Origin of the sequence: Amphritea sp. HPY (assembly GCF_050870985.1) — a bacterium.
GTDB lineage: Bacteria > Pseudomonadota > Gammaproteobacteria > Pseudomonadales > Balneatricaceae > Amphritea.
Genome location: NZ_CP194015.1, coordinates 2,678,710 through 2,705,625, shown reverse-complemented (window position 1 = coordinate 2,705,625; position 26,916 = coordinate 2,678,710). Strand labels below are relative to the sequence as shown.

General features: G+C 51.9%; 20 protein-coding genes. 3 read left to right on the top strand and 17 right to left on the bottom strand.

The features are described from left to right. Nucleotides 1-70: 70 nt before the first annotated feature. Nucleotides 71-1,048, bottom strand: a complete 978-nt coding sequence (locus ACQUQM_RS12045; RefSeq protein WP_432470107.1) for an NAD(P)H-dependent flavin oxidoreductase — start codon at nucleotides 1,046-1,048, stop codon at nucleotides 71-73. A 166-nt stretch (nucleotides 1,049-1,214) separates the two neighbouring features. Here ACQUQM_RS12045 and ACQUQM_RS12040 point away from each other — a divergent pair, with 166 nt between their 5' ends. Continuing rightward, entirely contained in the window at nucleotides 1,215-2,201 is a 987-nt protein-coding gene (locus tag ACQUQM_RS12040; RefSeq protein WP_432470106.1) for a GlxA family transcriptional regulator, read from the top strand. A 47-nt stretch (nucleotides 2,202-2,248) separates the two neighbouring features. Here ACQUQM_RS12040 and ACQUQM_RS12035 read toward each other — a convergent pair whose 3' ends face one another. From ACQUQM_RS12035 to ACQUQM_RS11970, 14 genes are all read right to left on the bottom strand, one after another. After that, nucleotides 2,249-3,664: a DUF1254 domain-containing protein gene (locus tag ACQUQM_RS12035; protein ID WP_432470105.1), complete on the bottom strand. Its 1,416-nt coding sequence runs from the start codon at nucleotides 3,662-3,664 to the stop codon at nucleotides 2,249-2,251. A gap of 208 nt (nucleotides 3,665-3,872) precedes the next feature. After that, the gene (locus tag ACQUQM_RS12030) at nucleotides 3,873-5,420 is read right to left on the bottom strand and encodes a DUF1254 domain-containing protein (protein WP_432470103.1); all 1,548 of its coding nucleotides are present in this window, start codon (nucleotides 5,418-5,420) and stop codon (nucleotides 3,873-3,875) included. A 101-nt stretch (nucleotides 5,421-5,521) separates the two neighbouring features. Continuing rightward, nucleotides 5,522-6,712, bottom strand: coding sequence for a thiolase C-terminal domain-containing protein (locus tag ACQUQM_RS12025; RefSeq protein ID WP_432474780.1), 1,191 nt, complete (start codon nucleotides 6,710-6,712; stop codon nucleotides 5,522-5,524). Nucleotides 6,713-6,723: 11 nt separating this feature from the next. After that, nucleotides 6,724-8,277 carry a class I adenylate-forming enzyme family protein gene (locus ACQUQM_RS12020; protein WP_432474779.1) on the bottom strand — a complete coding sequence of 518 codons (1,554 nt, stop codon included), beginning with the start codon at nucleotides 8,275-8,277 and terminating at the stop codon, nucleotides 6,724-6,726. Nucleotides 8,278-8,366: 89 nt separating this feature from the next. Next, nucleotides 8,367-9,482 carry a saccharopine dehydrogenase family protein gene (locus ACQUQM_RS12015; RefSeq protein ID WP_432474778.1) on the bottom strand — a complete coding sequence of 372 codons (1,116 nt, stop codon included), beginning with the start codon at nucleotides 9,480-9,482 and terminating at the stop codon, nucleotides 8,367-8,369. Nucleotides 9,483-9,567: 85 nt separating this feature from the next. Then, a complete protein-coding gene (locus ACQUQM_RS12010) occupies nucleotides 9,568-10,839 on the bottom strand; it encodes an acyl-CoA dehydrogenase family protein (protein ID WP_432474777.1) in 1,272 nt (423 codons plus the stop codon). Between the two features lie 311 nt (nucleotides 10,840-11,150). Beyond that, the gene (locus ACQUQM_RS12005; RefSeq protein WP_432474776.1) at nucleotides 11,151-11,639 is read right to left on the bottom strand and encodes a cupin domain-containing protein; all 489 of its coding nucleotides are present in this window, start codon (nucleotides 11,637-11,639) and stop codon (nucleotides 11,151-11,153) included. 145 nt (nucleotides 11,640-11,784) lie between these two features. After that, nucleotides 11,785-12,639, bottom strand: a complete 855-nt coding sequence (locus ACQUQM_RS12000; protein WP_432474775.1) for an SDR family oxidoreductase — start codon at nucleotides 12,637-12,639, stop codon at nucleotides 11,785-11,787. A 272-nt stretch (nucleotides 12,640-12,911) separates the two neighbouring features. Next, nucleotides 12,912-14,087, bottom strand: coding sequence for a CaiB/BaiF CoA transferase family protein (locus ACQUQM_RS11995; RefSeq protein WP_432474774.1), 1,176 nt, complete (start codon nucleotides 14,085-14,087; stop codon nucleotides 12,912-12,914). A gap of 151 nt (nucleotides 14,088-14,238) precedes the next feature. Further along, entirely contained in the window at nucleotides 14,239-15,882 is a 1,644-nt protein-coding gene (locus ACQUQM_RS11990) for an AMP-binding protein (RefSeq protein WP_432474773.1), read from the bottom strand. Between the two features lie 136 nt (nucleotides 15,883-16,018). Beyond that, the gene (locus ACQUQM_RS11985; RefSeq protein WP_432474772.1) at nucleotides 16,019-16,786 is read right to left on the bottom strand and encodes a 3-hydroxyacyl-CoA dehydrogenase; all 768 of its coding nucleotides are present in this window, start codon (nucleotides 16,784-16,786) and stop codon (nucleotides 16,019-16,021) included. A 34-nt stretch (nucleotides 16,787-16,820) separates the two neighbouring features. Further along, nucleotides 16,821-17,978 carry an acyl-CoA dehydrogenase family protein gene (locus tag ACQUQM_RS11980; protein ID WP_432474771.1) on the bottom strand — a complete coding sequence of 386 codons (1,158 nt, stop codon included), beginning with the start codon at nucleotides 17,976-17,978 and terminating at the stop codon, nucleotides 16,821-16,823. 107 nt (nucleotides 17,979-18,085) lie between these two features. Next, nucleotides 18,086-19,273 carry an acetyl-CoA C-acyltransferase gene (locus ACQUQM_RS11975; protein ID WP_432474770.1) on the bottom strand — a complete coding sequence of 396 codons (1,188 nt, stop codon included), beginning with the start codon at nucleotides 19,271-19,273 and terminating at the stop codon, nucleotides 18,086-18,088. 88 nt (nucleotides 19,274-19,361) lie between these two features. Continuing rightward, nucleotides 19,362-20,135: an enoyl-CoA hydratase gene (locus ACQUQM_RS11970; RefSeq protein WP_432474769.1), complete on the bottom strand. Its 774-nt coding sequence runs from the start codon at nucleotides 20,133-20,135 to the stop codon at nucleotides 19,362-19,364. A gap of 190 nt (nucleotides 20,136-20,325) precedes the next feature. Between ACQUQM_RS11970 and ACQUQM_RS11965 the strand changes: the two genes are divergently transcribed. Both ACQUQM_RS11965 and ACQUQM_RS11960 read left to right on the top strand, forming a co-directional pair. After that, entirely contained in the window at nucleotides 20,326-21,330 is a 1,005-nt protein-coding gene (locus ACQUQM_RS11965) for an AraC family transcriptional regulator (RefSeq protein WP_432474768.1), read from the top strand. Between the two features lie 239 nt (nucleotides 21,331-21,569). Continuing rightward, the gene (locus tag ACQUQM_RS11960) at nucleotides 21,570-24,314 is read left to right on the top strand and encodes a LuxR C-terminal-related transcriptional regulator (protein WP_432474767.1); all 2,745 of its coding nucleotides are present in this window, start codon (nucleotides 21,570-21,572) and stop codon (nucleotides 24,312-24,314) included. 35 nt (nucleotides 24,315-24,349) lie between these two features. On the opposite strand, the gene ACQUQM_RS11955 is transcribed toward ACQUQM_RS11960, so the two are convergent. Both ACQUQM_RS11955 and ACQUQM_RS11950 read right to left on the bottom strand, forming a co-directional pair. Further along, nucleotides 24,350-25,039: a response regulator gene (locus ACQUQM_RS11955; RefSeq protein WP_432474766.1), complete on the bottom strand. Its 690-nt coding sequence runs from the start codon at nucleotides 25,037-25,039 to the stop codon at nucleotides 24,350-24,352. 91 nt (nucleotides 25,040-25,130) lie between these two features. Continuing rightward, nucleotides 25,131-26,732, bottom strand: a complete 1,602-nt coding sequence (locus ACQUQM_RS11950) for an ATP-binding protein (protein WP_432474765.1) — start codon at nucleotides 26,730-26,732, stop codon at nucleotides 25,131-25,133. Nucleotides 26,733-26,916: the final 184 nt, after the last annotated feature.

Sequence of the window (26,916 nt, the reverse complement as noted above, 5' to 3'; positions counted from 1 at the left end):
AGTTTTGGTGCAATACGCTGCGCTATTGCACCCTACGTAACTTATCTCTGGGGGAGTAAATAGCTGGGTTTTATGAGCTTAGATACCCTTGCAGCTTCTGCTGGATAATCTGTTCCGCTCCGGTGACTATGTTTGACACAACATCATTGACGCTGGGGATATCATAGACCAGTCCGGCAGATATTCCCGCCCACCAGATTCCGGCTTCCATATCGCCGGTCTCCAGCACTACCGCACCACGCTTGCCCGCCACCAGATCGGCAACATCTGAGAACTCAGTGTCAGGTTTTGCTTCGATCGAGGCGACTTCAGTCGATATGCTATTTTTGTACACCCGTGCGGTATTTCTGAACTTGCGGAAGATCAGCTGGCTATCCAGTTCACTGGCCTCCAGCAGCTTCTGTTTCATATTGTCATGCACTTGAGCTTCCTGAGTTGCGACAAAGCGTGTACCCATGCTGACGGCATCTGCGCCGAGTGCCAGGGCGGTAACCAGGCCCCTGGCATCGCTGAAACCACCACAGGCGATAACCGGAATATCCAGCTCATCAACGGCCCGGGGCACCAGTATCAGAGATGGGATATCGTCTTCGCCGGGATGCCCTGCCGCTTCAAAACCGTCAATGGTGACAGCGGCGCAGCCAACCTGTTGTGCCTTCAGAGCATGCCGTACTGAGGTGCATTTATGAATAACTTTAACGCCGGAAGCATTAAACATCGGCATAAAGGGCTGCGGGCTGCGGCCAGCGGTTTCGACCACCTTGATGCCGCTGTCGACGATAACCTGCGCGTATTCCTCATACGGGGGAGGGGTCAGAGTCGGCAGGATCGTCAGGTTAACGCCGAACGGTTTGTCGGTCATCGAACGGGTACGTTCAATTTCCTCTCTTAATGCTTCAGGTGTTGGCTGGGTGAGGGCACTCAGAAAGCCTAAAGCACCTGCGTTGGCAACGGCGGCGACCAGTTCAGCGGTGGATACCCGTTGCATACCGCCCTGAATTACCGGGTGTTCGATATTAAAGAGTTCTGTAAACCTTGTCTTAATCACGTCTAAGCACCTCGTAAATTGCTCTAAGTCTGTCTGACTTGTCAAAAAAACTGGATAGTTATTAATCAGCTACTTTATGTTTTCTTTATCTTAGAGATGAGTTTAAAGAGTCGCTCTGTTAAAGTGTAAGGTCGTAAATGACAACTTAAATGCGAGAATGGACAATATGCCCCGGGTTGCACTATTAGCGATGGATGACTGTTATGCCTCAAGTCTGACCGGTTTTATGGACTTGCTGCAGATCGCCAATGCCCACGCCAGAAAACAGCTGGGAGATGCTATGGAACCGTTTGAGTGGCAGCTTCTCTCTATTAACGGTAACAATGTAAAAGCCAGTGGCGGCCTGCCGTTAGCGGTTGATTCCGCTCCTGATATGAAGACAGTCTTTGATGTGGTCTATATCCCCGGGGTTTTCTACGGCGGGGCTGAGGCATTTGATCTTTTTCTGAAGAAGCATGGTGTCATTGGCAGCTGGCTGATTGAACAATGGCAGCGGGGAGCGATCCTGGCGGCTAACTGCACCGGTACTTTTTTACTGGCAGAGGTCGGTCTTCTTGACGGCCATACCGCGACCACAACCTGGTGGCTGGAGAAGCAGTTTCGCAGCCGCTTTCCAAATGTCTCACTCGATGTGAAACAGCTGTTAACCGAGGATGATCGACTTGTTTGCGCGGGTGCTATTACGACCCATCAGCATCTGGCGCTACGTATGGTTGAGCGGTTTTTCTCCCCGGCCATAGCCTCGCTCTGCGCTAAAGCGCTGCTGGTGGATATCGGTCAGACTGCCCAGGCGCCTTACCTCTCTCTGTCTAAAACCACCGATCATGGTGATAAGCTGGTGGCCAGGGCGCAGTATCGCTTGCAACAGGATCTGCGTAAAAATATCAGTATGAAAGAGCTGGCGGATGAGTTGGCGGTGAGCCAGCGAACCCTGATGCGGCGGTTTAATAGCGCGCTTGGAATGCCCCCTTTAACCTATCTGCAGAATCTACGCATAGAGGCAGCCAAACACTTGCTGGAAACGACGGAAATGAATATCGAATCGATCATTCAGGAGGTGGGGTATGAGGACACAAGCTCATTTTCCCGACTGTTTCAGGAGCGGGCCGGGCTGACACCGACTGTATATCGGGAGCGATTCAGGCGGGGCTAAACTAGAGTAAGCGGCCCGGTCAAGCCGCTTTGTCCCCCGCTAATTTCTTAGTTAAGCGGCTCTATGTCGTTGAGCTCAAAGCTACCATCAAACAGACCTGGTTGAGGGCCATAGGCTCTGAACAGCATGAAGAAACGACGCCCGGGTTCAGTGGGAAGCCAATTGCTTTCTTTGCCTTCAGGCGACTTGGGGCCGAAATAGATATCAATAGAGCCGTCAGCATTTCTCTGTACAGTATTGGTAATTGAGTCGATGCTGCTTTCAGAAACATCGCGGATATAGGATGCAGTTTCCAGATCGTAGGCTGTAACAGACCAGAAATGACTGACAGGAACGTTTGGCGGCACTCTCAGGCGATAATTGTTAGAGCCGTCCAGCCACTGACCGTCACTTGTCTCTGCCAGATCAACATAGAAAGTCGCTGTTCCATAATTCTTGATACTTGTGATGATGGCATAATACAGGCCGCCACGGGCGACATAATCGTAATAAGCCGGGTACTCAAAAGTCCAGTCTGTTTCAATGTCTCCCAAAGGAGTGAGGGAACTCCATTTCTTATTGTCATAAATCCAGGGGTTCAGCTTGCGATGGTATTGTTCAATCAAATACTCACGGGCTTCAGGTGCTGCCTGTTTAAAGATGGCCTGCATCTCTGAATCCGGCTTAAATTCTTCTCCTTTTTTGATACCAATTCGCGCCAACAGGCCCATCATGGATAAGTCACGATCAAGAACGACCTCTTCCTGGATCATCCCGTGAAGCTGATTGTAAATATCACTGGAATTGACCGGTGTCATCTCAAGCTGTTTGTCGTAGAGATCGACATATTTCATTTCGGGAGGGTTATCGGCCTGGGAAAGGGGATAGATCTTTACGCCTTTGGCATAGTCTGTAACCTTAGCCATATTATCAGGGGTGATCCCCGCAATAATCGGACGTAAAACGATAAAGCCACTGTTGGTTTCATGAGTATAGACCTTGGCGTTTCGCAACAACGGACCTTTATACCCTGATGGAATCAACAAATATTTAGTAGCCTGGCCTTTGTCGCGGCCACGGGAGCCAACATCTTCAATCGGGCGTTGCCACGCATCCATGATGGTCCCGAACATCCCCAGGCCTTCAACAACTGAAGGTAATTCCACCACGATCGGACCATCTTTCATGTTCCAATATCCCATAATATAGGGGGTCGTATTGTTCGGTGTAGCCGTTTGGAATTTCCAGTTTTGAACTGTGGCGAAATAGCTCACATCATTAGGCCCGGCGCCGGCATCGGTCAAGGCATCGCGAAAGGTTTTAAAGTTCATAAGTGGTTGGCTCCACACCACTGCATCAATGGCGCGGTGGTATGCCATACGGTCATGAATATCCGCTTTGCTTAGATCGAAATCTTTAGCAGTAGCTATAAATGGCATCATGCTTACGGCGGCAAGTATGAGCAAAAGTTTGAGTCTTTTCATTAGGGTTAAGCCTCCTTCAGGAATCTTATTTCTATTCTGTAGGCTAATTAGTAAGCATTGTGCGAAACCAGAAGCCAAAAACCTGATCGACAGAGTAATAACCGCCTCAAAGGATGGGCTTGGTAAAGCATAGGTTAAAGGTGCAATACGCTCCGCTATTGCACCCTACGCCTGCTTTTAGGTGTTTTTTTTCAAGGGGATAACGGGATCAGTTAACCCGCACCACCTCACTGGGACGCCAGCTTCTGTTCAGCCATTCCTCAAGCGGACCATACATTCTGAGTGCGGTAAACCAGCTCTTTCCCGGAACAGTCTGCAGCCAGTTCTCCTCGAAACCTTCAGGTGCCACTGGCCCGAAGTAGATATCGTAGGAGCCATCGCCGTTCTGCTTTAAGTCCTGCAAACTATCGACCGAAGGGAAGCGCTGATCGGTCTGCAGTTGTGAGCGGGTCTGCGAATCGTAAACGGTCAGAGCCCAGAAGTCGTTAACCGGGACATCTGCAGGGATATGCACTTTATAGGTTTTGGCACCATCGAATGGCTGCTTGTCGGCATCAACAAAAGCGATCGCATAGTCTGACCCCTTGCCGGGAATACTGACCGCCATGGCCGGGGTTATTCCGGTTGCGAAGTAGTGGAAATAGGTGCGCGCATCAGAATTCATGGTGCTGCCGTCCGGTCCGGTGAAGAAGACATTTTTGTCGACCCACCCCATATTCCATGCACTGCCTGTATCGGGAAAGACCTCAATACCCTTCATGGTGCCCTCGGTACGTGGGTACCAGACGGTAGCACGCGCAGTAGCATTGGCAATTGCTACCGCATCGGTCAGTAGTTTTTTCATCCGGACATCGGGGTTAAACTGCTTGCCTTTTTCAATACCGATTGAGGCATATAAACCGCGCAACTCAGGGTCTAGCAGCTCCAGTGGCTCTTTCTGGATTACAGCGTTCACTTCCTCATAGAATTTAAAGTCATTGGCGTGAATGGTATTGAATGACTTGCCGTCGGAACTGATAAACTCCATTTCCGGCGGGTTGTCTTGCTTAGCCAGCGGGTAGATTCGAAGGTTATCTTTGATATTCTTCGCGGCCGCTTCGATGCCGTTGGCGACGGAAGCGCGCATTACAACCCACACGTGGTAGCTATCGGAGGGAACAACATAATAGCCCTCGGGGATATCATCCTCATGCGTTTCTTCATAGCCTGGTGGTAAGACCAGGAATTTACCGCCTTTACCATGGTCAGGCCCCAAAGGACCGATGTCGCCCAGATAACGGAACCAGGCATTATCGATCAGGCCAAGCATGCCGGGGGGGACTTCCATTACAGTCGGGCCGTCACGTTCCAGATCAAGTGTCGGCATGACGTACATGGTTGAGGTATTACCGGTTAAAAACAGTGGTTGGGAGTCCAGCATCCGGTCCATGATCAGCACCTGATGCGCCTCAACGGCACCTGCTGCATAGGTGCCCGATATCAGGGCGTGCAGGGAGGCACCGGGGATACCCTTGAGAAAGGCGTCGACACCACGCATGGTATCGAGGTGGTCGTAGACCTTGCGGGAAGTTTCCGGCAGAGGAGCCCCGTCGATAAACTGCAATGTGCCGACCGATGTTTCAACACTGTCAGGAGTGGTAATTGAATTCAAAATTTCATCACTGATTTGTGCCGTTGTCTGGCTGCTGATTAGCAGGCCCAGAGACATGCCAAGTAGTATGGTGAACGCTTTTCTCTGCTTTTTTATTATTTTCATTTTTCATCACCTCGGGTGTGATTTTTAAGTGTAGCCAGACGCAAGGAACCCCTGTGGTAGCAGGGGCTCCAGCGCTGTTGTGCTGATTTATAAAAGTATCCTCAACTGCGCTGCAGGATATTGACGAACCCTGCGCTGCCCAGACCGCCGTTATGCTGCAGAGCAGTCCGTGCGCCTTCGACCTGGCGTTCGCCGGCGGTACCGCGCAGATGCCATACAAGCTCGGTCAGCTGCGATAGTCCGGTGGCCCCCAGTGGGTGGCCTTTGGACAGCAAGCCGCCTGATGGACAAACCACCACATCGCCACCGTAGGTGTTGCGACCTTCCATTACGAACTTCTCCATATCACTGTCAGCACAGAGGCCGAGGGCGGAGTAGGTGAGAATCTCGTTACTGGTAAAGCAGTCGTGCAGCTCGATAACGTCGATATCATCAGGACCGACACCGGCCTGTTCGTAAGCTTCATTGGCCGCATCACGGCTAAGGGCGCGGAACATGACGTCTAATACGTTATCTTCGAAGTACTCTTTACTGTCGCTGCAGACACCCTGTCCGATCACCTGGACACTGGAATCGATGCCGTGTTTTTTGGCAAAGGCTTCGCTGCAGACGATAACGGCGGCAGCACCGCAGCTGGGCGGGCAGGCGTAAAGTTTTTTCAGACCACGGTAGATTGAAGGTGATTCCATGATCGCTTCATGGGAGATCGGATCGCGGAAGATAGCGTACGGGTTATGTTTGGCGTGGGTCCGTGCTTTCACAGCGATCTGCGCCAGCACCTCATCGCCAATACCCAGCTCTTGTTTAGTCGCGTCAACCTGACAGCCGAACATCACCACTGCTGGTGGTAGTTTCATCTCCTCTTCAGTCAGGTTCATCAACCGGCCAACCGCTTCGGTATGGCGTTGCAGCGGCGGGGTCTTCTCCGGGAATACCATCTCGATGGCGCCCGGTGTCATCTCTTCAAAGCCGACCGCCAGGGCGCATTCAACGGCGCCGGTTTTTACTGCCTGGCTGGCCAGGTAGAACGCTGATGAACCACTGGCGCAGTTGTTATTGACGTTAAAGATCGGTACCCCGGTGATGCCGACCCGATACAGCGCAGCCTGCCCGGCACAACTGTCGCCATAGACATATCCGGCATAGGCCTGCTGGATCAGATCGTAGTCGATGTTGGCATCGGTCAGTGCCGCCCGGGTGGCTTTGCCACCCATCACATCGTAGCTTTCGCTCTGGCCGGGTTTGTTGAAGGGGATCATCCCGACGCCGGCGATTACAATATTCTCTGACATAGGTTTTATCCTCAGTTAACGGCGCGGCTCTGGCCTTCCCAGTACAGGTTTCGCAGGTCTTTTTTAAGCACTTTGCCCGCCGCACTGCGCGGCAGATCGGCGATGAAATCGACTGTTTTGGGTGCTTTTACGCTGCCCAGCTTCTGTTTGGTCAGTGCTATCAATTCATCTTCGGTGGCGGTGTAACCGGGTTTTAGCTGGATAACCGCTTTAACCGATTCGCCCCATTTTTCGTCGGGAACGCCGATCACAGCACAGTCCTGAATTGCCGAATGGGTCGTCAGAATCTGCTCGATCTCGTTAGGGAATACGTTGAAACCGCCGGTGATGATCATATCTTTCTTACGATCGACGATAGTGATAAAACCGTCGTCGCTTTTCACGCCAATGTCACCTGTATGGTGCCAGCCGTTGGTGCGAATTTCTGCGGTCGCTTCAGGGTTCTTGTAATAGCCCGGGGTCACCAGGCGACCCTTAATGCAGATCTCACCGGCAGTGCCGTTGGCTACCGGCTGGTCTTCGTCGTCCAGAATGGCAACCTCGTTAAATACTGCAGGGCGACCAATACTTTGCAGGCGTGCCTCGTCAATATTGCCGTCGGCATCCATATAGTCCCACGGGGCTTTGATGGTGATTGCCGCAGGGGCTTCGGTCTGACCAAAACCTTCGGTCATAACCGGGCCGAAGACAGCGATCGCTTCTTTAAGTTTTTCCAGTGAGCAAGGTGCAGCACCGATCAGGAAGTGTTGTAGTGATGAGCAGTCGTAATCACGTACGTTAGGTTGTGCCAGCATCATATAGAGTACGGTTGGTGGCAAAAATAGGTGGGTAATGCCATGTTCCTGAATTTGCTGCAGCACGCCTTCGGGGCTGGGTGCAGCCATCATATAGTTGGTGCCGCCACGGGCAAAGTGCAGACAACCCAAAATGCCGGCTGAGTGGGTCATCGGCGCGACGACTAAGTGACGGGTATTGTCGTAATAATGCAGGTGGGACCAGTAGTTGGCGAACATCGTGTCGATGTTTTTATGAACCAGCATAACGCCCTTGGACGGGCCGGTGGTACCTCCCGTAGGGAATATCGCAAACAGCCCATCGGGATCTTCCGGTGCCATTTCGAATGTATCGCTGTACCCGTCCAGCCAGCCTTCCAGTGACGCGATGCCATCAACTTGAGAATCGATACAAAGGATCTCTTTGATGCCCTCGACAGCAGCCATGATAGCGCGGGCTTCGGCTTCGTAATTGGAGTGGAACATCAATAGTTCACAGTCGAACCGGTCCAGCAGATCGATATTGGCATCCACTGCGTTGCGTGGATTTACCGGCAGCCAGACCGATTCGGAGCGGAACAGGCCCAGCAGGGCAATAAACGAAATGTTGGCGTTAGGGCCGAGGATGCCAATTTTACTTCCGGCTGCGTAACCGTGGCCCCGGATCGCCGCGGCAATACGCCGGGTCTGGGATTGCGCATCACGGTAGGTGATTTTGTCAGGGCCATCGACAAAGGCCAGGTTGTCCGGGTAGAGGGCTGCGCCATTGTCAAACGAATCAATAACTCGCATGAGACACTCCTGTGTAATTAGAACGACCGGAGCAGCAACCGCTCCGGTCGTGAAGCATAGAAAACAGAACTAGAACAGATCAGGTCTGGTTAGATAGTCTCGACGTTGACGTTGCAGAAACCGTAGCTTTGCAGCGCCGCCAGCAGCTCATGATGACCTACAATATTGGTCGGCGCCTGGAAACCAACTGCCTTGCCGCCACCTTTAATCAGTTGGTTGGCAATAAAGCCCTGTACCAGCCCGGTCATCAGGTAGCCACCGTTACTGACAATGGTGCACTTGACCTGGGTGTTATTGCCTGTGCCGTAGCACATATCGACGGTACGGTGAATGTTGCGATTTTCCCGTGGTGGCATGCCCGGTGTGACGTTGTCGGCGACTGCGTTCAATGCAGCCTCCTGCTCGTCATTTGGCAGATGTTTCAAGTTGGCCTCGTAGTGTGCAGCCAGATCAACCACCCCCTGCATAAGCGGTCGGTTGGTGAAACCGGTGCGGGACTGGCAGTTGCGAACGCGGTGGTCTTCAGCGTACCACAGTGGCAGGCTACCGCCGCCCCAGGGCAGGCCCAGTACAGTCGAAATCATCCCCGGCACTGCCACTTCGCAGCCGGCCATCGGGTTTTCGATCTCAACCAGTTGGCCATTCTCCAGCCAGTGCTGCTTGTTACGGCACATATCCATAACGGTGCGGGTAGAGCCGACGGTCGGCACACCGGTTGGTACACAGACCGCATCCAGACTATCAATCCCCGGTTGCTCCAGGCACAGTTCGGCGGCTATGTTACCTACGGCGTGCATGTATGCGGTCGAAGGAGCCAGTACCAGTCCCTTTTCGGCATAGGCAGCACCGAATTCGTCACGCATCGCCAGCATCCATTCCTGCTCTCCGGTAGTGTCCAGATAGTGACAGCCTGCCTTAAGAGCCGCCTGAACAACCAGAGTACCGAAACGGGCAAAAGGTCCTACGGTGTTACAAACCACTTTGGCACCACTGAAGAGCTCGACCAGCGCATCCAGCGTGTGCTCAACCTGTACTACTTCATATTCGGCAGTTTCAATACCTGGCACCAGACTCATTGCTTCTTTGCAACGTGCGGCATCGCGGCCTGCAGCGATAAACGGAAGTTGATATTCACGCAGGTATTCGGCAACCAGGCGACCGGTGTAACCGCTGGCGCCGTACAAAATTACAGGGCTCTTACTCATTTTATTATCCTCAAATCTCTTGTTTTTATAGATAGTTTTTATAGATGCTTTTATTGATGTGCTGTTACTGATAAGAAGGTTCTATTCAGTTGTTTTGCTGATAAGCATTGCTTATCAGGGTGCCGCCTTTGAGCGTCAGAACGTTATTTTCACCGTCGGCAATCAGTGCCGCACGGGCATCGCGCAGTAGTTTTTCCAGTGGATATTCTGTGGTGAGGCCGTTACCACCAAACAGTTGCAGGGCATCACTGGTGACTTCATAAGCGGTCTGAGTAACGAAGGTTTTACTGGCGATAGAGGCGGCCAGATTGGCGCCGTTGGGACCGTAGTTATAGGCGAATACGCGCTGCGCCATAGCCCGACAGGATTCGACTTTACGGAACAGATCAAAAATACGGGTCCGAACGCCCTGATGTTCGATCAGAGTGGCGCCGCCTTGTTTACGCTCATGGACGTATTCCAGCGCATGTTCGTAGGCAGCACGGGCGACACCGGTAAAGCTGATACCCATCTCCATGTTGCCAAAGGTCAGTGCACCGAAGAAACTGCCGTAGGCCGAGTCCTGTCCTTCCAGAACGTAGCTCTTAGGCACCCGGACCTCATCAAAGTAGACTTCACCCTGGCACAATGAGCGCATACCGAGTTTTTCCAGCGGCTTGCCTTTGGATACACCCTCGAGATCGAATGGCACCAGCACGGCGGTGTAATTAAGACCGCCATCTTTGTGATGAACTCCATCGCCATAATCACACTGGCAATAAAGCAGGGCACATTCGGCTATCGGTGTAGCAGAGACCCAGGCTGAAGTCTGGCCATTGATGACCAGTTCATCGCCTTCAAGGCGGGCAACAATATTGCCCCGGCCCTGGTTTGAGCCTGGAAAAACTTCACTGGCATCAAGGTCAACCATATCGCTGCCACGGTCGGGTTGCGTTGCCGCCCAGCAGCCGCGCAGCTTGCCAAAGCGCTCGATCAGTTCCGGGTTGCCGCTGTTGTAAGCTGCGAAGGCCGGGAATTTAAGCACCATCATCGTCATCGCAAGACCGACATCGCCCCAGGCCAGCTCTTCGAAGATGATCGGGATGATGCGTGACTTTTCTTCATCGCTCATCGCGCCCAGTGCTTCAAGATCGAGGATGCCTGTCTCTTCCATCTGCTTCAGGTAATCCCATAACGGCGATTCCGGGGCTATAACTTCTTCCGCACTCATCTTGTCCAGCTTTTCGCCGATAGGACGCATCACCTCTCTGGCAAAACGGTTGCAGACATCCTGGATTGAACGCTCTTCTTCAGACAATGCTGCATCCAGTCCGGTTAAACCAAGCACTGGTGCAGATAATTTATCGAAATGAAACATGTAACGACCCCTGATATTTTATTTATTGGCAGGTTAAATACGTATATCCCGGCGTAATCCAGACGCTGGAACAAAATTTCTTAATCTCAGGGTACTCAACTGCGCAGGGCTAAACGTCGCTTGAAAGGGTGGTACTGAGGTTCACCCTAAAGGGTGGTTTATGCCGGAATGATTACGATGAAGGCAGGGATTAATGGTTATTCTGGTGATCGACTCAGAGGCGCGCAGAGTTGGGTGATATTTTGTTGAGGTCTTAATGTGAAGTGGCCCGGGTGGATCGCCAGAGCCGTAAGAGGCAGATATTTGTAGGGTTATTTTGCTAACGGAACAGCGGCCAGTACTGCTTTTTTAGTACCTACGGTTCGGGTTATATGCCCTTTACCCGTAGTGTCGGCAGCAAGAACGATATCCCCCTCGGCGAACTGTCTGATCTCACCGTCGCTGACCTCTACCTCGGTGTTCCCGGAGAGGATGAAGATAAACTGTTCAGCAGGAGCCGGATGCCAGTCGCCAATCCAGCCGGGAGGAACGGATAAAAATGCTACCGCCCGGGCCTTTTGTGGGCTGGATACCGCCAGAGGGATCGCCGGCGGTGCGTAACTTTTAGTGGTAAGGCTAATGCTGCTTTCTCTGAAGTGCGTTTCACCCTCGGTATCGGCAAATATCTCAACGTAAGTGACAGGTTCAGGTTTGCTTCTGTCCTGTGAATCGACAAATGAGTCGGCATGTACTGCAGGTATGCTTAGCACCAGAAATAGTGAGCTAAGCAGCAGGCTGATCGGTTGCCTGGTTTTTTTCATCGTATTACTCCATCTGTTTTTGTTGTTAGAGAGGTTGGAATAAGCAGCCCCATTGCAGGGGGAAAACATTAATTTGTACTCGCTCTGGCCTGAAAACGTTACAGGTTCTCGATATCAGGCAGAGGTAACTGTTAATCGGCGCTGGTTATTCAGTGCCGGGAGCAACGGGTTTATCCATATCGGAGAACACCCATAGTCGCTTGCGGTACAGCACTGACAGAAGATTGAAATACAGTTCAGGGAAAAAGCGCTTCATGCGCCAGGCACGCTTAGCGTCTTTTTGCGGCAGCACATAGAGCTTGTTTTTTTGGATCGCGTGCAGCGTTTGTTCGGTAATTTGTTCTGAGGTTACCGTCGACCTTTCCAGCTCTTTAAGTAGTGAACGACCCATTCCTGTGTCATGGCCATCGACCAGGGTTTCCCCCAGATTGGTTTTGAATACAGTTGGTGCGATGACCGTGACTCCAATATTATGGCTTGCCAGTTCAGCCTTGAGGGTTTCGGAAAGTGCGATTACCCCCGCTTTAGCGACGTTGTAGTGCGCCATTTCCGGAGCGCAGGCGATACCTGCACTGGATGCTGTATTGACTATATGCCCGCCACCCTGGCGTTTGAGCATCGGGATAAAGGCTTTGCAGCCGAAAATAACACTCCAAAGGTCGATATCCAGCATTCGCTGCCAGCTCTCCAGCGACAACTCTTCCATGGGGCCTGCATCAGCAATGCCGGCGTTATTGATGACGATATCGACGCCGCCCCAGCGCTCTTCCAGTATCAGGGCTGTATCTTCTATCGCGCTATATGAGGTGACATCGCATAGCAGGTTGAGGGAGGTGCCACCTTGCTCTTCGATCAGCTGACAGGTTTCGTTTAAACGCTGCTGGTTTATATCAGTGGCGGCAATGCGCCAGCCCTCATTGGCGAACGCCAGCGCCAGGGCTCGGCCCAGACCACTAGCTGCGCCAGTGATAAATACTCTTTTTTCGGGGAAACGCTTCATGCTCAACTCACTTTTTATTTTAATCGGTTACTCTGTCGCGGCTTTCTATTTTAGGTTTTAGCTATTCGCCGTATATGTCACAGAGTAGATGGGTCAGACGCGACGTTCATCACTTGAAAGGGTGGTTTGAATGAGTAGTTTGAGCTGTAAAAAATCGCAGAAATAAAGGGAGGCCAGTCGCGTAAATGCGTACCTGTCTCCCTGTGTCAGCAGGTTGATTCAGGGCTTGAATCGGGGGCTTGATTAAAAGCTAAACAGGGCGCTGGAGTGGTTTATAACTTGACTGCTTTTTGACTGACAAGTGATTCAATTTCGCTTGCCTGCAAGCCCAGCTCTTCCAGTACCTGACGTCCGTGAGAGCCAACTTTTCCGCCTGCTTCCCGGTACGTTGCGGTATAACCAGAAAACTTAATCGGACAGCCTATCTGTTTTTGAGTGCCACTATCCGGGTGGGGCACATCGACAACCATGTCGCGCGCTTGTAACTGCGGGTGTTTAGCGGCTTCGGTCAGGTTGAGTACCGGTTCAACGCAGAGATCATAGTCGGAAAAAATTGCTTGCCACTGGCCGAAGGTTTTCTCTTTGAAGATGTTTTTCAGGCTGTCTTTTAACTGTTGCTGTGGTGCAGGTTGAGTTACCAGTGACTTAAGTTCCGGCCGTTCGATAAGATCGAAAAGGCCGCTGAAGAACTTAGGCTCGAGGCTGCCGACTGAGAAATAACGACCGTCCAGTGTTTCGTAGTAATCGTAAAACGAGCCGCCGTTGAGGAGTTCAGCTTCCGCCTGAGGTTGCTTCTGACCGGCCAGCGAACCGGCACCACTCATCCCATTCAGGGCAAAGGCGGCATCGGTCATGCTGATATCGATCATCTGCCCTTCACCGGTTTTTTCCCGGTGGTGGATCGCAGTCAGAATACCGATAACGCTATGCAGGGATCCTCCGGCGACATCTGCAACCTGAATACCCAGGGGAACTGGCGGCTGATCGGCGCGGTGAGAATAGCTGCTGACACCTGACAGCGCGAGGTAGTTGAGATCGTGTCCGGCACGGTCTTTATGGGGGCCGGTCTGGCCATAACCCGTGATAGAGCAAAAGATCAGTCGCGGGTTTATCGCTTTCAGTGCTTCGTAACCGATGCCAAGGCGATCCATTACGCCGGGGCGAAACTGTTCCAGCACGATGTCGTACTCTTGAACCAGCTGATGCACGATCGCGATCGCTTCCGCTTGCTTCAGATCGAGGGCGATTGAGCGTTTTGAACGGTTCAGATATTGATGCGCGGCTGATGAATCGCCGATCATCGGTTCCAGTTGCCGCACCAGGTCTACCCGGTCAGGGGATTCGACCCGTAACACCTGCGCCCCCATATCCGCCAGCATCATTGAAGCATAGGGGCCGGGCAGTAGTGTGGAGAGGTCTAGTACTTTGATATCGCTTAGCATACTCATGGGTAGGTCCTTCGAATCATAGGGGGGAATAGTGAATACGAAATAGCTGGCTCAGCTGCCAGGGGCACTGAAGATGCTTAAGCCTAGAAAGCCTAGAAAGCCTCGGAGAAAGGGAGCCAGCGCACCGGGTGAGTTGGCTCCCATGCAGCCACTATTGAGTTGCTTCGTCGACCGCGCGTTGGCGCAGCAGGAAGCGTTGAAGCTTGCCACTAGGTGTCTTAGGCAGCTCATCTACAAATTCGATCTGTCTTGGGAACGAATGGGTCGATAGACGTTTGCGGACAAACTGCTGCAGTTCATCAACCAGCGCTGGCCCGGCCTCAAACTCGGGCTTGATCACGACATAGGCTTTGACGATGCTGCCTCTTTTTTCGTCGGGCTTACCAACCACCGCGCTCTCATTGACTGAGGCATGCTCAAGCAGCGTACTTTCGACATCCGCGGGTCCGATCCGGTATCCGGCAGAGGCGATAATATCGTCATCACGACCGGTGTAGGAATGCGAACCATCGCCGTTGCTGATTACGATATCACCCGTCAGGTAGTATTTTCCTTTGAAGGGGTTTTTCTCTCCCCATGTATAACCCTGGAAGAAGAATTGCGGAGATGCTTCGATGTCGATTGCCAGCTCTCCGGTCTCACCCGGCCCGACTTCGTTCAACTCGGAATCCAGTGTGACCAGACGATAGCCAGGTAACGGATAGCCCATGCAAGCGGTGCGCTCTTGATGTTCTAAGGCGTGGAAATTAGCCGATGTCATACCGGTTTCGGTCTGTCCATACTGATCCTTTACCGGGCAATCGAAGATGCGTTTGACCCAGGTAATGACTTCAGGATTCAGCGGCTCACCGGCACTGCTGGCTGCTCGGAGATTGATATCATAATCTGAACGTTGCTCTTCATGCGCCATCAACAGCCGGTATGCGGTAGGGGCCGCAGCCAGGTTCGTGATGCGATAATCCTGCAGGAATTTGAAGGTGTTGTCCGCAGTGAATCCACTTTCATTGAAATGCGTAGTACAGCCCAGCAACAATGGACCGACCACCGCGTAGTAAAGACCGTAGGCCCAACCTGGATCAGCGACGTTCCAGTAACGATCTTCCGGCAGCAGTTCGATAGCGTAGGTCATATACATCCAGAAAGAGACCAGTCCTTTCGCCGGTACTGTGACGCCTTTGGATTTTCCTGTAGTACCAGAGGTAAACATCTGCAGGAAAGGATCATCTTTACCGATCAGAACCGGTTCAAACATGTCTGACAGTCCACTCTGAGCCTGATCGAACAGCGCGTCAGCCTCCGCAGCATATTGACCTTCGGCGTCGGCTACCAGAAGTGTCTTTGGCAAGCCGTTAACGTCTGCCAGCTTCGGCCACTGATCAGAGTTGGTAACAATCAACTTCGTTTGTGCCTGATTCAGACGATACTCGATGGCTCCTGAGCCAAACGCGGTAAATAACGGTTGGTAAACCGCACCGGCTCTGAGAGTTCCCAATACAGTAACCATCAGCTCTGGCGTGCGGGGTAGCAGGCAGGCAACCCGGTCGCCTTTGCCGATACCCTGAGACTGAAGGTAGTTGGCAAACTGTGCCGAGCGGCTTTTTAACTCGCTGAAACTCATTTCGCCACGTGAGCCGTCGGCCCGCTCGTAGCGAAGCGCTATTTTATCGGTATCGGCATAGCGGTCGCAGATCTCTACGCAAACATTTATTCCGCTTTCAAGGCTACCGGTAAACTGCTCATCAACCATCGTCGGTGAGAACTCTTTAATCAGATCTTGGTATTTAACTCTTTGCATGTTGCAGGTCCCATAATCAGTTTTTATTGTTATATCTTTGCATCGGGTATGGCGCTGGCCCGGGTTAAGAAGAGGCTGTATCCCGCAGTCTCTTTCCTGAGCCAAGCGTTATCTCCGATAAGCGTTGGTTGGGCCTTTAGCGAGGCTCCATCCGAATAGCACCATCCAGACGAATCACATCGCCATTGAGGTAGTTGTTGCTGATTATGTGAGCCGCGAGGGAGGCGTACTCTTCAGGATCACCGAAACGTTTCGGGTTCTGTACCATTTCGATCAGCGGGTCGCGCACTTCATCGGTCATGCCTTTCATCATTGGGGTATCGAAAATACCCGGTGCGATGGTCATGATACGAATGCCCAGTTTGGCCAGATCGCGGGCGATCGGCAGTGTCATGCCTACCACACCGGCTTTACTGGCAGCGTAGGCAGACTGACCCATCTGGCCATCAAAGGCGGCGACTGAAGCGGTGTTGATAATTACGCCGCGTTCGCCGTCTTCGCCCGGCTCGTTTTTCGCCATCTGCTCGGCAGCCAGACGCAGCACATTGAAGGTGCCGATCAGGTTGATGTTGATAACCTGAGCAAATTTTTCCAGCGGCAGTGCACCGTTGCGGCCAACGGTTTTTCCGCCTGGTGCGATACCGGCACAGTTAATACAAACATGGATGGTACCGAAAGCTTCTACCGCCTGGGCGATACCCGCTTCAACAGAGGCGGCGTCGGTGACATCGACTTTGGCGAAGATCGCCTGGCCTTTGAGTTCATCGACCAGTGCCAGGCCGGCTTCTTCATTCAGGTCAAAGGCTGCAATCTTCGCACCTTGCTTAGCCAGTTGCTTACAAGTTACTAAACCCAGGCCTGATGCACCGCCGGTAACGATGACGACTTTGTTATTAAGATCCATGTTTTATTCCTTCGAAAGTATTCTTTTAATTGTTTTAAGCGATTTCGCGCAGTAGTTCGCGGGCGATGATGACCCGTTGAATTTCACTGGTGCCCTCGTAGATCGAGGTGATTCGTACGTCGCGGGCGTAGCGTTCCAGTGGAAACTCTTTGATGTAGCCATAGCCACCCATCAGTTGCAGGGCGGTGTAGCAGGCTTTGTTGGCTTTTTCAGACGCAAACAGTTTGGCCATTGAGGCCTCTTTGGAGAACGGCTGGCCTTTGGCTTTTTTATCCGCCGCATTCATCAGTAACAGGCGGGCCGCTTCCAGATCCGTGAAGGCGTCAGCCAGCATCCATTGCAGGCCCTGGAAGTTCGCGATCGGCTTGCCGAACTGTTGGCGTTCGGTGATATAGCTGCGCGCATAATCCATCGCCGCCTGGCCGATACCCAACGCCAGGGAACCGACACCGATGCGGCCACCGGCCAGTTCGCCGACGGCGACTTTGAAGCCCTGATTGAGTTCACCCATCAGCGCGTCTTTAGGGATGCGGCAATCCTCAAACAACACTTCGTTAGTGGCAGAGGCGTGCTGGCCCATTTTCTTTTCAGCTTTAGAGACTGATAAGCCTGGAATGTTGTTTTCGACCAGGAAGCAGGAGATGCCTTTACCGCGGGGCTGGTTTTTATCGGTAACAGCCCATACTACAAATACACCTGCGTACTCTGCACTGGTGATGAACTGCTTGGCACCGTTAAGAACCCATTCGTCGCCATCCAGCACCGCGGTGGTTTTCATGTTTGATGGATCAGAGCCGGCAGTAGTTTCCGTCAGGCAGAAGCCGCCGGCAGGGTATTCGCCACTGCACAGCTTTGGCAAATATTGGTTTTTCTGATCTTCAGAGGCAACCGCCTGGATGACTTCGGCGACCATGTTAGTGACCGACATAGTAACGGCAGTTGAAGCGCAAGCCCTGGCAATTTCGGTAATAGCCAGGCTGAATACAACGGTACCTGCTTCGGCGCCGCCGTATTCGCCATCGACATTCAGGCCCATGAAACCCAGCTCAGCCAGGCTTTTCAGGTTGCTAAGGAACAGAGCACGATCGCCTTCATGGTCCAGTTTTTCTGCTACAGGAGCCAGTTCGGTCTGGGCGAACTTGCGTGCCATATCCTGAATCATGGCCTGGTCTTCGGTTAGGGTCATATCCATCAGGTGACTCTCTCTTTAAAGTACTCTTTAGTAAGTACTTATTAGTAAGGTAAGGGGGCTGAATCAGCAGCCCCTGAATGTGATTGAATAAAGTTCTTAGCAGCCGTTCAGATCATTTCGATTGCGACCGCGGTAGCTTCACCGCCGCCGATGCACAGCGATGCTACGCCGCGCTGTTTGCCCAGCCGCTTAAGGGCGTGGATCAGGGTGACCAGAACGCGGGCACCGGAACAACCGATCGGGTGGCCCAGCGCACATGCGCCACCGTGAACATTGACCTTTGCCGGATCCAGTTCCAGCTTTTGCGTTGCCAGCATGGTGACCACGGCAAAGGCTTCGTTGATCTCATACAGGTCAACCTCATCGCTGGTCCAGTTCACCTTGTCTAATAGTTTCTGGACTGCAGAGATAGGTGCAATTGAAAAGTCAGCGGGTCTTTGGGCATGGGTCATATGACCGGCGATGCGGGCCAGTGGTGTCAGACCGCGGGCTTTGGCATCGCTTTCGCTCATCAGTACCAGCGCGGCAGCGCCATCGGAGATAGAGCTGGAGTTAGCCGCAGTGACCGTGCCGTCCTTTTTGAAGGCCGGACGCAACTGTGGAATTTTGTCCGGATTGGCTTTGCCCGGTTGCTCGTCCATGGTTATCAGGGTCTCGCCTTTGCGGCTCTTAAGAGTTACCGGCGCAATTTCGTTCTCGAACCAGCCTTCATTGATCGCCTGGTTAGCACGGCTGAGGGATTCAATCGCGAAGTCATCCATCGCCTCCCGTGTGACACCAAAACTATCGGCCGTTGCCTGGGCGAAGGTACCCATCAGGCCACCTTCGTACGCATCTTCCAGGCCATCAAAAAACATTGAATCCAGTACCTGGCTATGGCCCATGCGCATACCGCCACGACCTTTCGGCAGCAGGTAAGGGGACAGACTCATATTTTCCATGCCGCCAGCGACCATCACTGAACTGGTGCCTGCCTTTATCTGGTCATGGGCATCCATCACTGCTTTCATTCCGGAGCCACACATCTTGTTGATGGTGACGCAGCCGGCAGACAGCGGCAGATCAGCGCCCAGTGCTGCCTGGCGGGCAGGTGCTTGTCCCAGGCCGCCGGGTAATACGCAACCCATGATGACCTGATCGACATCGCTGGCATTAAGCCCGGAGCGTTCTACTGCGGCTTTAATCGCGGTTGCGCCCAGTTGTGGTGAAGGTACTTCGCTCAGAGCGCCCATCAGCCCTCCCATTGGGGTGCGGGTAGCGGCGACGATGACGATAGATTCTTGATTCTGTGACATTGCTCTTCTCTCGATGGGGCCAGCCCATTCATCTTATTAATTCGGTCGCAAAACTGTATTGCGGCGTTTTTTATGGGTGACGGTTGAATCAGGCGTTTTTCCACTCTGGAGAGCGCTTTTCCAGAAACGCGCTGACCCCTTCGCTCTGGTCTGCGGTGTCGAACAGATCGATAAACAGCTCCCGTTCCCGCAGTAAGCCCTTCTCCAGTAGTGTGCGTGATTCCTGAATCAGTGACTTACATGCGGCGACGCTGGAAGGGCTCTGCTGTGCAGCTTTTTGCGCCATCGCCATTGCAGCGGCTTTCGCTTCGCCCCGGCCGACCACTTCTTCGATAATGCCTATCTTGTGTGCTTGCTCTGCTGTAAGCCTTTCACCGCACAGGATCATGCGTTTAACCCAGCCTTCCCCGGCCAGACTCAATAAACGCTGGGTGCCGCCAGCGCAGGGCAGCAAGCCGACTTTGGCTTCGGGCAGCGCTATCGAAATCTGTGCTTCAGCAATGCGGATATCACAGGCCAGGGCGCATTCCAGACCACCGCCCATTGCGTAGCCATTCATCGCCGCGATGGAGACGCCACGAAAGCAGCTGAGCGCCTCGAAGGCCTGACCAAACAAACTGGAGATCTCGCGGGCGTTGCCTTTGTCACCATCGGCAAACATATTCAGGTCGGCGCCAGCGGAGAAGAATTTATCACCGGAACCGGTCAGTACCAGGCTATACACTTCAGGGTTAGCATTGAGTTCTTCAATCCGATCTTTCAGAACGCTCAGGCTTTCCAGGTCCCAGGTGTTCGCCGGCGGGTTGTTAATCGTGACGACAGCGGTGTGCTCAACCAACTCAACTAATAACTTGTCAGACATATGCGATACCTGTGATCTGTTTTGAAATAAACCAATGATCACTATGGCGGAAAATGCTTTGTCATAAAATGTCCTAATATGACGACTTAGATCACAAAATATTACATACTGTCTGTTGCCAGGGCACCGGCTAACGATACACCGGGTCTCCATTGCGATAAGTAGGGTTTAAGCATGACGGGTTGGTTATATGGCCACAGTTGATATTCACTATATTCGGGCGGCGCTGAACTGTGCTGTACGAAAGGGCGCAGCGGCGGATGCACTGCTAGATCAGATCGGTGTCAGCCAAAAGCAGCTGCAGCAAACCGGTGGCAGGGCTCATGGTGATCAGATGACCCGGCTGGTGCAAGCGGTCTGGGCGGAGCTGGGGGATGAGTTTATGGGCTGTACAGCACGGCCCTGTAAACCAGGAGTCTTTGCTTTTATGACCCGCAATTCATTGCACTATGACTCCCTTGAAGCGGTGCTACGCCAGGGTATTCTGTTTTATAACCTGTTTACTGATGATATTCAGATGGAGCTGCAGCAACAGGGCAACAGGGTTGAATTTGAAATAGAGTTTGCCCGGCCTGAACTTGATCCCGATTACTTTTATCAAGAGTTCTGGATGATTATCTGGCACCGGTACGCCAGCTGGATTGTTGGTAAAAAAATCCCTCTTAGTGAGGTCTGTTTCACCTATCCTAAGCCTGCCCACAGGCGTGAGCTGAAACACCTCTTTCCCTGTCGGCATCACTTTAACCAGCCGCGTCTGAAATTCAGCTTCAGTGCCGATTTTTTAGCGCAACCTCCGGTTCGAACTCAGCGAGACCTGTCGCAATTCCTCAGGCACTCACCGGCAGACCTGATCACAATTCCCGGCGAGGAAGAGGGTTATCGGGCTCGTATCCGTGCGTTATTGCTACAACAGGATAGCGATGTTCTGCAATGCCCCTCTTTTGAGGCGTTGGCAGAGGGGTTTAATATCAGTTCCCAGACTCTGCGGCGTAAACTCAAGAGTGAAGGGAGCTCCTATCCACAGATTAAAGATGAGATCAGACGGGACCTGGCGGTTGAAAAACTGTTCTCTCAAAAACTCTCGGTATCAGAGATTGCACACGCGTTGGGCTATAGCGAATCGCGCTCTTTTACCCGGGCATTCAAACAGTGGACCGGGTTAACACCGAGCGGTTATCTACAATTGAAACGGTAAAATTTAATATCAAAGGGGAAGATGGCGGGTTTATATGATTAGCGAGTTATTCGCTGAATATAAGACCTGCCAGGCCCCTTTTAATGTGAAAAATTGCGGTGTCGATTTAGCGACAGTTCGACAGGGCTCTGGCTATCCGTTAATTGTCTGTTTAACATATTGTGAGTCATCCGGGCTGTGTTACTACCTGAAAAGCGACTTGTTCTCACTTTCCCAAGTACTAAGGATCAATGATAAGAATGCGTAATCAATTCATTCCAATCATAAATACCAAGTTAAAACCGCCACGGCTTGGCCATCCTGTTCTTACCCGCCCGCGGCTACTCAATTTGTTTGAAAAGCATAAAAATCAACCTTTGACCCTGCTGATGGGGCCGGCGGGGTATGGTAAAACAACGCTGATGACACAGTGGCAGGATATACTCATATCTGCAGGTACCAAAACCGCCTGGTTGACACTGGATGACGGTGACAATATCCCGGACCAGTTCCTCTCCTATCTGTGCAGCGCTTTTAAGAAGCTAGAACCCTCAATGTCCGTGCAGATAGAGGAATTTCAAGATCTTGGCAGTGCCAGGGTGCCCCAGGCTGTGATCGCCGAACTGGTCAATACACTGGCAGATCAGGAAAAAAATTACGCCCTGTTTCTGGATGATTATCATTGCATCGATAACGAAAATATCCACGCGATCCTGCAATATCTGATTAGCAACCTACCGCTCAATCTCAACCTTTATATAGGCACCAGAAGCGTTCCGCCACTCTCCTTGTCCCGTTTGAAAGTGTCGGGTCAGGTTCACTTGCTGGGTAGTGAGTCGCTACGGTTTGATCAACCGGAAGCCGAGCAGTTTTTACTTGATAGAACAAATGTGGCGCTTGAGCCTGATGAGTTAAAAGCGCTGTTGGAGCGTACGGAAGGCTGGCCTGCTGCGCTGCAACTGGCTTCCCCCTCTCTTGCTCAGCTTGATGAGCGCGAGGCTTTCATCGAAAGCTTTAGTGGTGACCACCGTTCCATTACCGATTTTCTGGCAGAAGAGGTTCTTAACCGCTTACCGGAACGGGTATTGCGGTTATTGCTTGAATTATCAGTTGTCGATCGGTTCACAGTCTCTTTATGCAGAGTTTTGACCGGGCAGGACGATGTTCAGGCGATACTGGAAAATCCGCAGAGTGATTATTTTCTGTTACAACGTTTTGATGACGAAGACAGCTGGTATCGGTTTCATCCACTGATCAGAGGTTTCCTGCGTAAACGACTGGACGAACGTGAAGGTAAGGCTGTGCGGGCGCTCCACGAAAAGGCCGCACTCTGGTTTGAACAGCGTGGCCTGATAGCCGAAGGGGTTGAGCACATGCTTAGCGCCGGCAAACAGGAGTCTGCCCTGGCTCTGATAGAAAAATATGCCTTTGATATTATTGAGCAGGGCCAGCTGGCACTGCTGATCAGCCTGGTGCGCAAGCTACCCCAGGGGCAGATTGCCGGTTGTGAAAAGATTCTGGTGCCTCTTGCCTGGGCCCAGTTGCTGAGCCATAACAAGTATGAACTGCAGCAACTGTTAGATCAGATGGAGTCGCTGATAGAGCATACGGACGCTGGGCAGCGTCAGTTTATCGAACTTGAAATATCTGTTCTTCGTGCGGCTTTGCAGGCCTATCTCGATGACTTTACCGGTTGTCAGGCGACGATCGCCCGATGGCCCGTGCAGCCGGTTGTTGAAAGTCCTTTCACTGAAGTAACGATGGATAATACGCGGGAATATGCCTGCCTGATAAATTATCAGTTCGATGACGTGTACCGCTGGTTGCAGAAATCGGAACGCTTGTACGATCAGTTGGAAAACCCCGGAACTAAAGTATACGGGCGGCTGTTTTCAATGATAGCCCGGCTTGAACAAACCCGGGTGAGCGAAATGATCGCTGAAGGGCAGGGAACGCTGGATATATGTAAAGCCGGTAAAGGGGTTGGCAGCGGAGCGGTTTTTCGTAAGTTAACGCTGTTGTTGAAAGGGGTGGGGCATTATTATGCCGGTGAACCCGACAAGGCATTAGCCCACTTTGAAGCGAACATCGAGACGCTGAAAAACTATGCTGTCTCTGAAATTCTGATCAAAGTATTTCCCGCGATAGTGCGAACGTATCTACAGAAAAATGAGTATCAAAAAGCGCAGAATCTGCTGAATCAAATCGCCTTTATCGCTAGTCAGCGCGGTTTGATTCGCTTGCAATCCTGTGTTCTGCATGAACAGGTAAGGGCGCTGTTGCTGGAAAACAACGCTGTAATTGCAGCGCAGCGATTTGAGCAGGCTGAGCAGCTGAAGGAACTTGCCGATGTGGATGTATCGGGTGTCGAAGCCCAGGCATGGGAATGGACTCGCCTGGCTGAAGTCCGCCTGCAGATCGATTCCGGCCCGGGGTTAACAACAGAGCAGATGTTGCAGCAGCTCGAGACTCGTTTTTTATCTCAGGGGCGTAGCTTAAGGTTGCTTGAAATCTACCTGCTGCAGGCTCAGCTGGCATCCGCTCAGGGCGATAAAAAAGCGGCATTGACGGCGCTGGAAACCGCGTTTTTGTTACCGTTGGATGAACAACTGATTCAGCCGTTTGTCGACGAAGGCCGTAACCTGGAAACTCTCTATCGGGCACTTGTTTCTGAAACCGATAACCGTTCGGTGCTGAACCGTTGTAACAAGGTTATTGAACGGCTGGAAGCGATCAGCCTTACTGTACCGGTCACGGATGAAGCATCCCTCAAAGGCAATATTCAGGGGGCTAAGACCGGGGGGCTGACTGACCCGCTGAGTAAGCGGGAGCTGGAGGTATTGAAACTGGTTGCTGAGGGTTTATCGAACCGAGATATTGCTGAACAGCTGTTCCTGTCTATCGATACGATTAAAACCCACCTTAAATCGATCTTCTCAAAGATGTCAGTTGCACGCCGGACTCAGGCCGTCAATCTGGGGCGTGATCTTAAATTGATTGAGTAGGGAATTGTTTAGCAATCATGGTTGAAGTATTTACTTCAACCTCTTTTATACTTCCTTTCCGGCCTTCCGACAGTACCGTATTGCACTTCTGCGCTGAGCTCTTCATTGCTTACCAGATACTCAAGATAGCGGCGGGCAGTGGTACGGCTGGCGCCAATCTGTACACCAACCTCTTCTGCGTTTAACAGAGTAGACTGGGCTTCAAATACCGCTCTGACTTTGTCTAAGGTGAGGGCGTCGATACCTTTGGGCAGGCGGGTATCTTTTGTTTCAGTACTTGCCTGAGATGAGGTTCGGGGCAGCAGATTGTCGACATCGCTTTGCAAGAGAGACTCCATTTCGCGAAGTTTTTCCAGATGCTTTGAGTAATTCTCCAGTGTTTCCTGCAAACGCTCGAATACCAGCGGCTTGAGGATATAGTCGAAGACCCCGCCGTGCATCGCTTCGCGCAGGGTATTAACTTCTTTTGCTGCGGTAACCAGAATTACATCAACGTTGTTATTTCGGGCGCGCAGCTTACGCAACAGTTCCAGGCCGGTGCCGGTAGGGAATTGAATATCGAGTAATAGCAGTTCCGGTTGCAGGATCTCCACCAGGTCTTCAGTGTCTTCCAGGCTGTGGGCAACGCCGACCAGCTCAAAGCCCTCTATACGTTCCAGAAAGCGTTTTTGAATCTCTGCTATTTTCGTGTCATCTTCGGCGATGACGACCTGTATTTTTTCCATTATTTTTATTTTTCTCTCACTTTCTGAGGCACTGCTCAGGTCGTTATTTAGGTCGTTATTTAGGTCTTTATTTAGGTCTTTATTTAGGTCTTTATTTAGGTATATACACTATAAACCGGCTGCCTTGTCCGTCACCGGATTCGAGGCTGATATGCCCACCGAGGTTTTTCAGTAAACTTTTCACCAGGTGCAGGCCGATACCGTGGCCGTTTTCGGTTTTACTGGTGACGCCTTTTTCAAAAATCCGCTGCTCTTCCGATTTTGAAATACCTGCGCCCTGATCTTCCACTTCGAATATCAGGTCGTTACCCAGATCGGTCATTGAAAGCTTAACCTTACCGCCTGAACCTTGCTGTAAAAGTGTTGCTTCCAGCGCGTTATCGATCAGGTTGCCGAGAATGCTGACCAGTTGCTCCCGGGGCAGATTGTCAGGCAATTCTGTCATGTGGCTTTCCGGATCGATGATCAGTTCAAGTCCCATCTCCCGGGCGCGGTTGTACTTGCCGAGCAGGCAGCCAGCCAGAATCGGATCAGGGGTAGCTGCTAAAAGCAGATGGATCAGATCCTGATGGCTTTGTGACTCCTGGCCAATCAGGGCCAGCGCCTCATGTTTGGCATCGATCTGGATCAGGCCCGCGATGGTATGCAGCTTGTTAGAGTATTCATGGGCCTGGCTGCGCAGGCTGTCGGCGTATTGCTGAATCCGGGTCAGTTTTTTACTCACCATATCCAGCTCGTCTTTACGGCGGAAGCTGGATACGACACCGGTAATCTTGTCACCTTGTTTTAACGGCAGGCGGTTGACGATCAGGTTGTAGCCTTCGCGCCATACCTCGAGATCGAACTGTGGCTCGCCGGTTCTTAATACTTCCAGCAGGCCGCTGTCCGGCAGTACCTGCGCGATTGGCCGCCCGGTCAGCCGGGTATCTTCCGGCAGGCCCAGGGTTACAATAGCGGTCTTGTTTATAGTGGTGATTATGCCGAGGCTGTTGATCGCTATAATGCCTTCGCGTACTGCTTCCAGGGTAGCGTTCTGTTCATCAAACAGATGGGCGATCTGTTCCGGCTCGAGGCCAAATATTGCCCTCTTAAAATGATTGGCAAACCAGATTGCGATACAGGCACTCAGCAGGAAGCATCCGGCGATAACAATAATAAGTGTCAGCCGGTAGCGATCGATGACCTCTTCGACTTGTGTCAGATCGTAGCCCACTGAAACCAGCCCGATAACTTCATCGGTATGTTCAGCATAAACCGGCGCTTTACCCCGCATAGTCCAGCCCAGGTGACCTAACGCTTTGGATATGTAGCCTTTGCCCCGAACCAGGGCTTCGGCATTGTCATCGCCTTCATCGTCTGACATAGGGCGGCCGACTTTGTCCGGGTTCGGGTGGGCCAGGCGGATGCCATCACGGTCACCCACGACAACAAATTTTGCTTCGGTTTTCACCGCCAACCTTAAGGTAAGTGGTTGCAGGTATTGGCTGTCTCTCTCTTTTACAGCGCTGACAAATTGGGGCATCGCAGCAATAGTTTTGGCTACATGGAGGGCGCGCTGGCCAATTTGTTCGTCCAGAGAGTGTTGCAGATAGTGCACTGCAAACAGCCCGAGAACTCCAGTCTGCAACAAAGCCATCAGTCCCAGAATCAGGATCATCCTTTGCTTTAACTTCAGGCGACGCAGCAGCTTCATATGTTGGTATCTGTCCTTTCAGGTTTGTTTAGATATTAGCCAATCACGATCTGAAACACCCGTGAACATTATGCACAAAATAAATTTTAAGGTTTAAAAAGCCATTAAGACCGCAATCTTTTACCAAAGCCTCTCACAAACTAAGTTAGGGCTATCGCAAAAAACAAAGACAACAGTTGTGAGG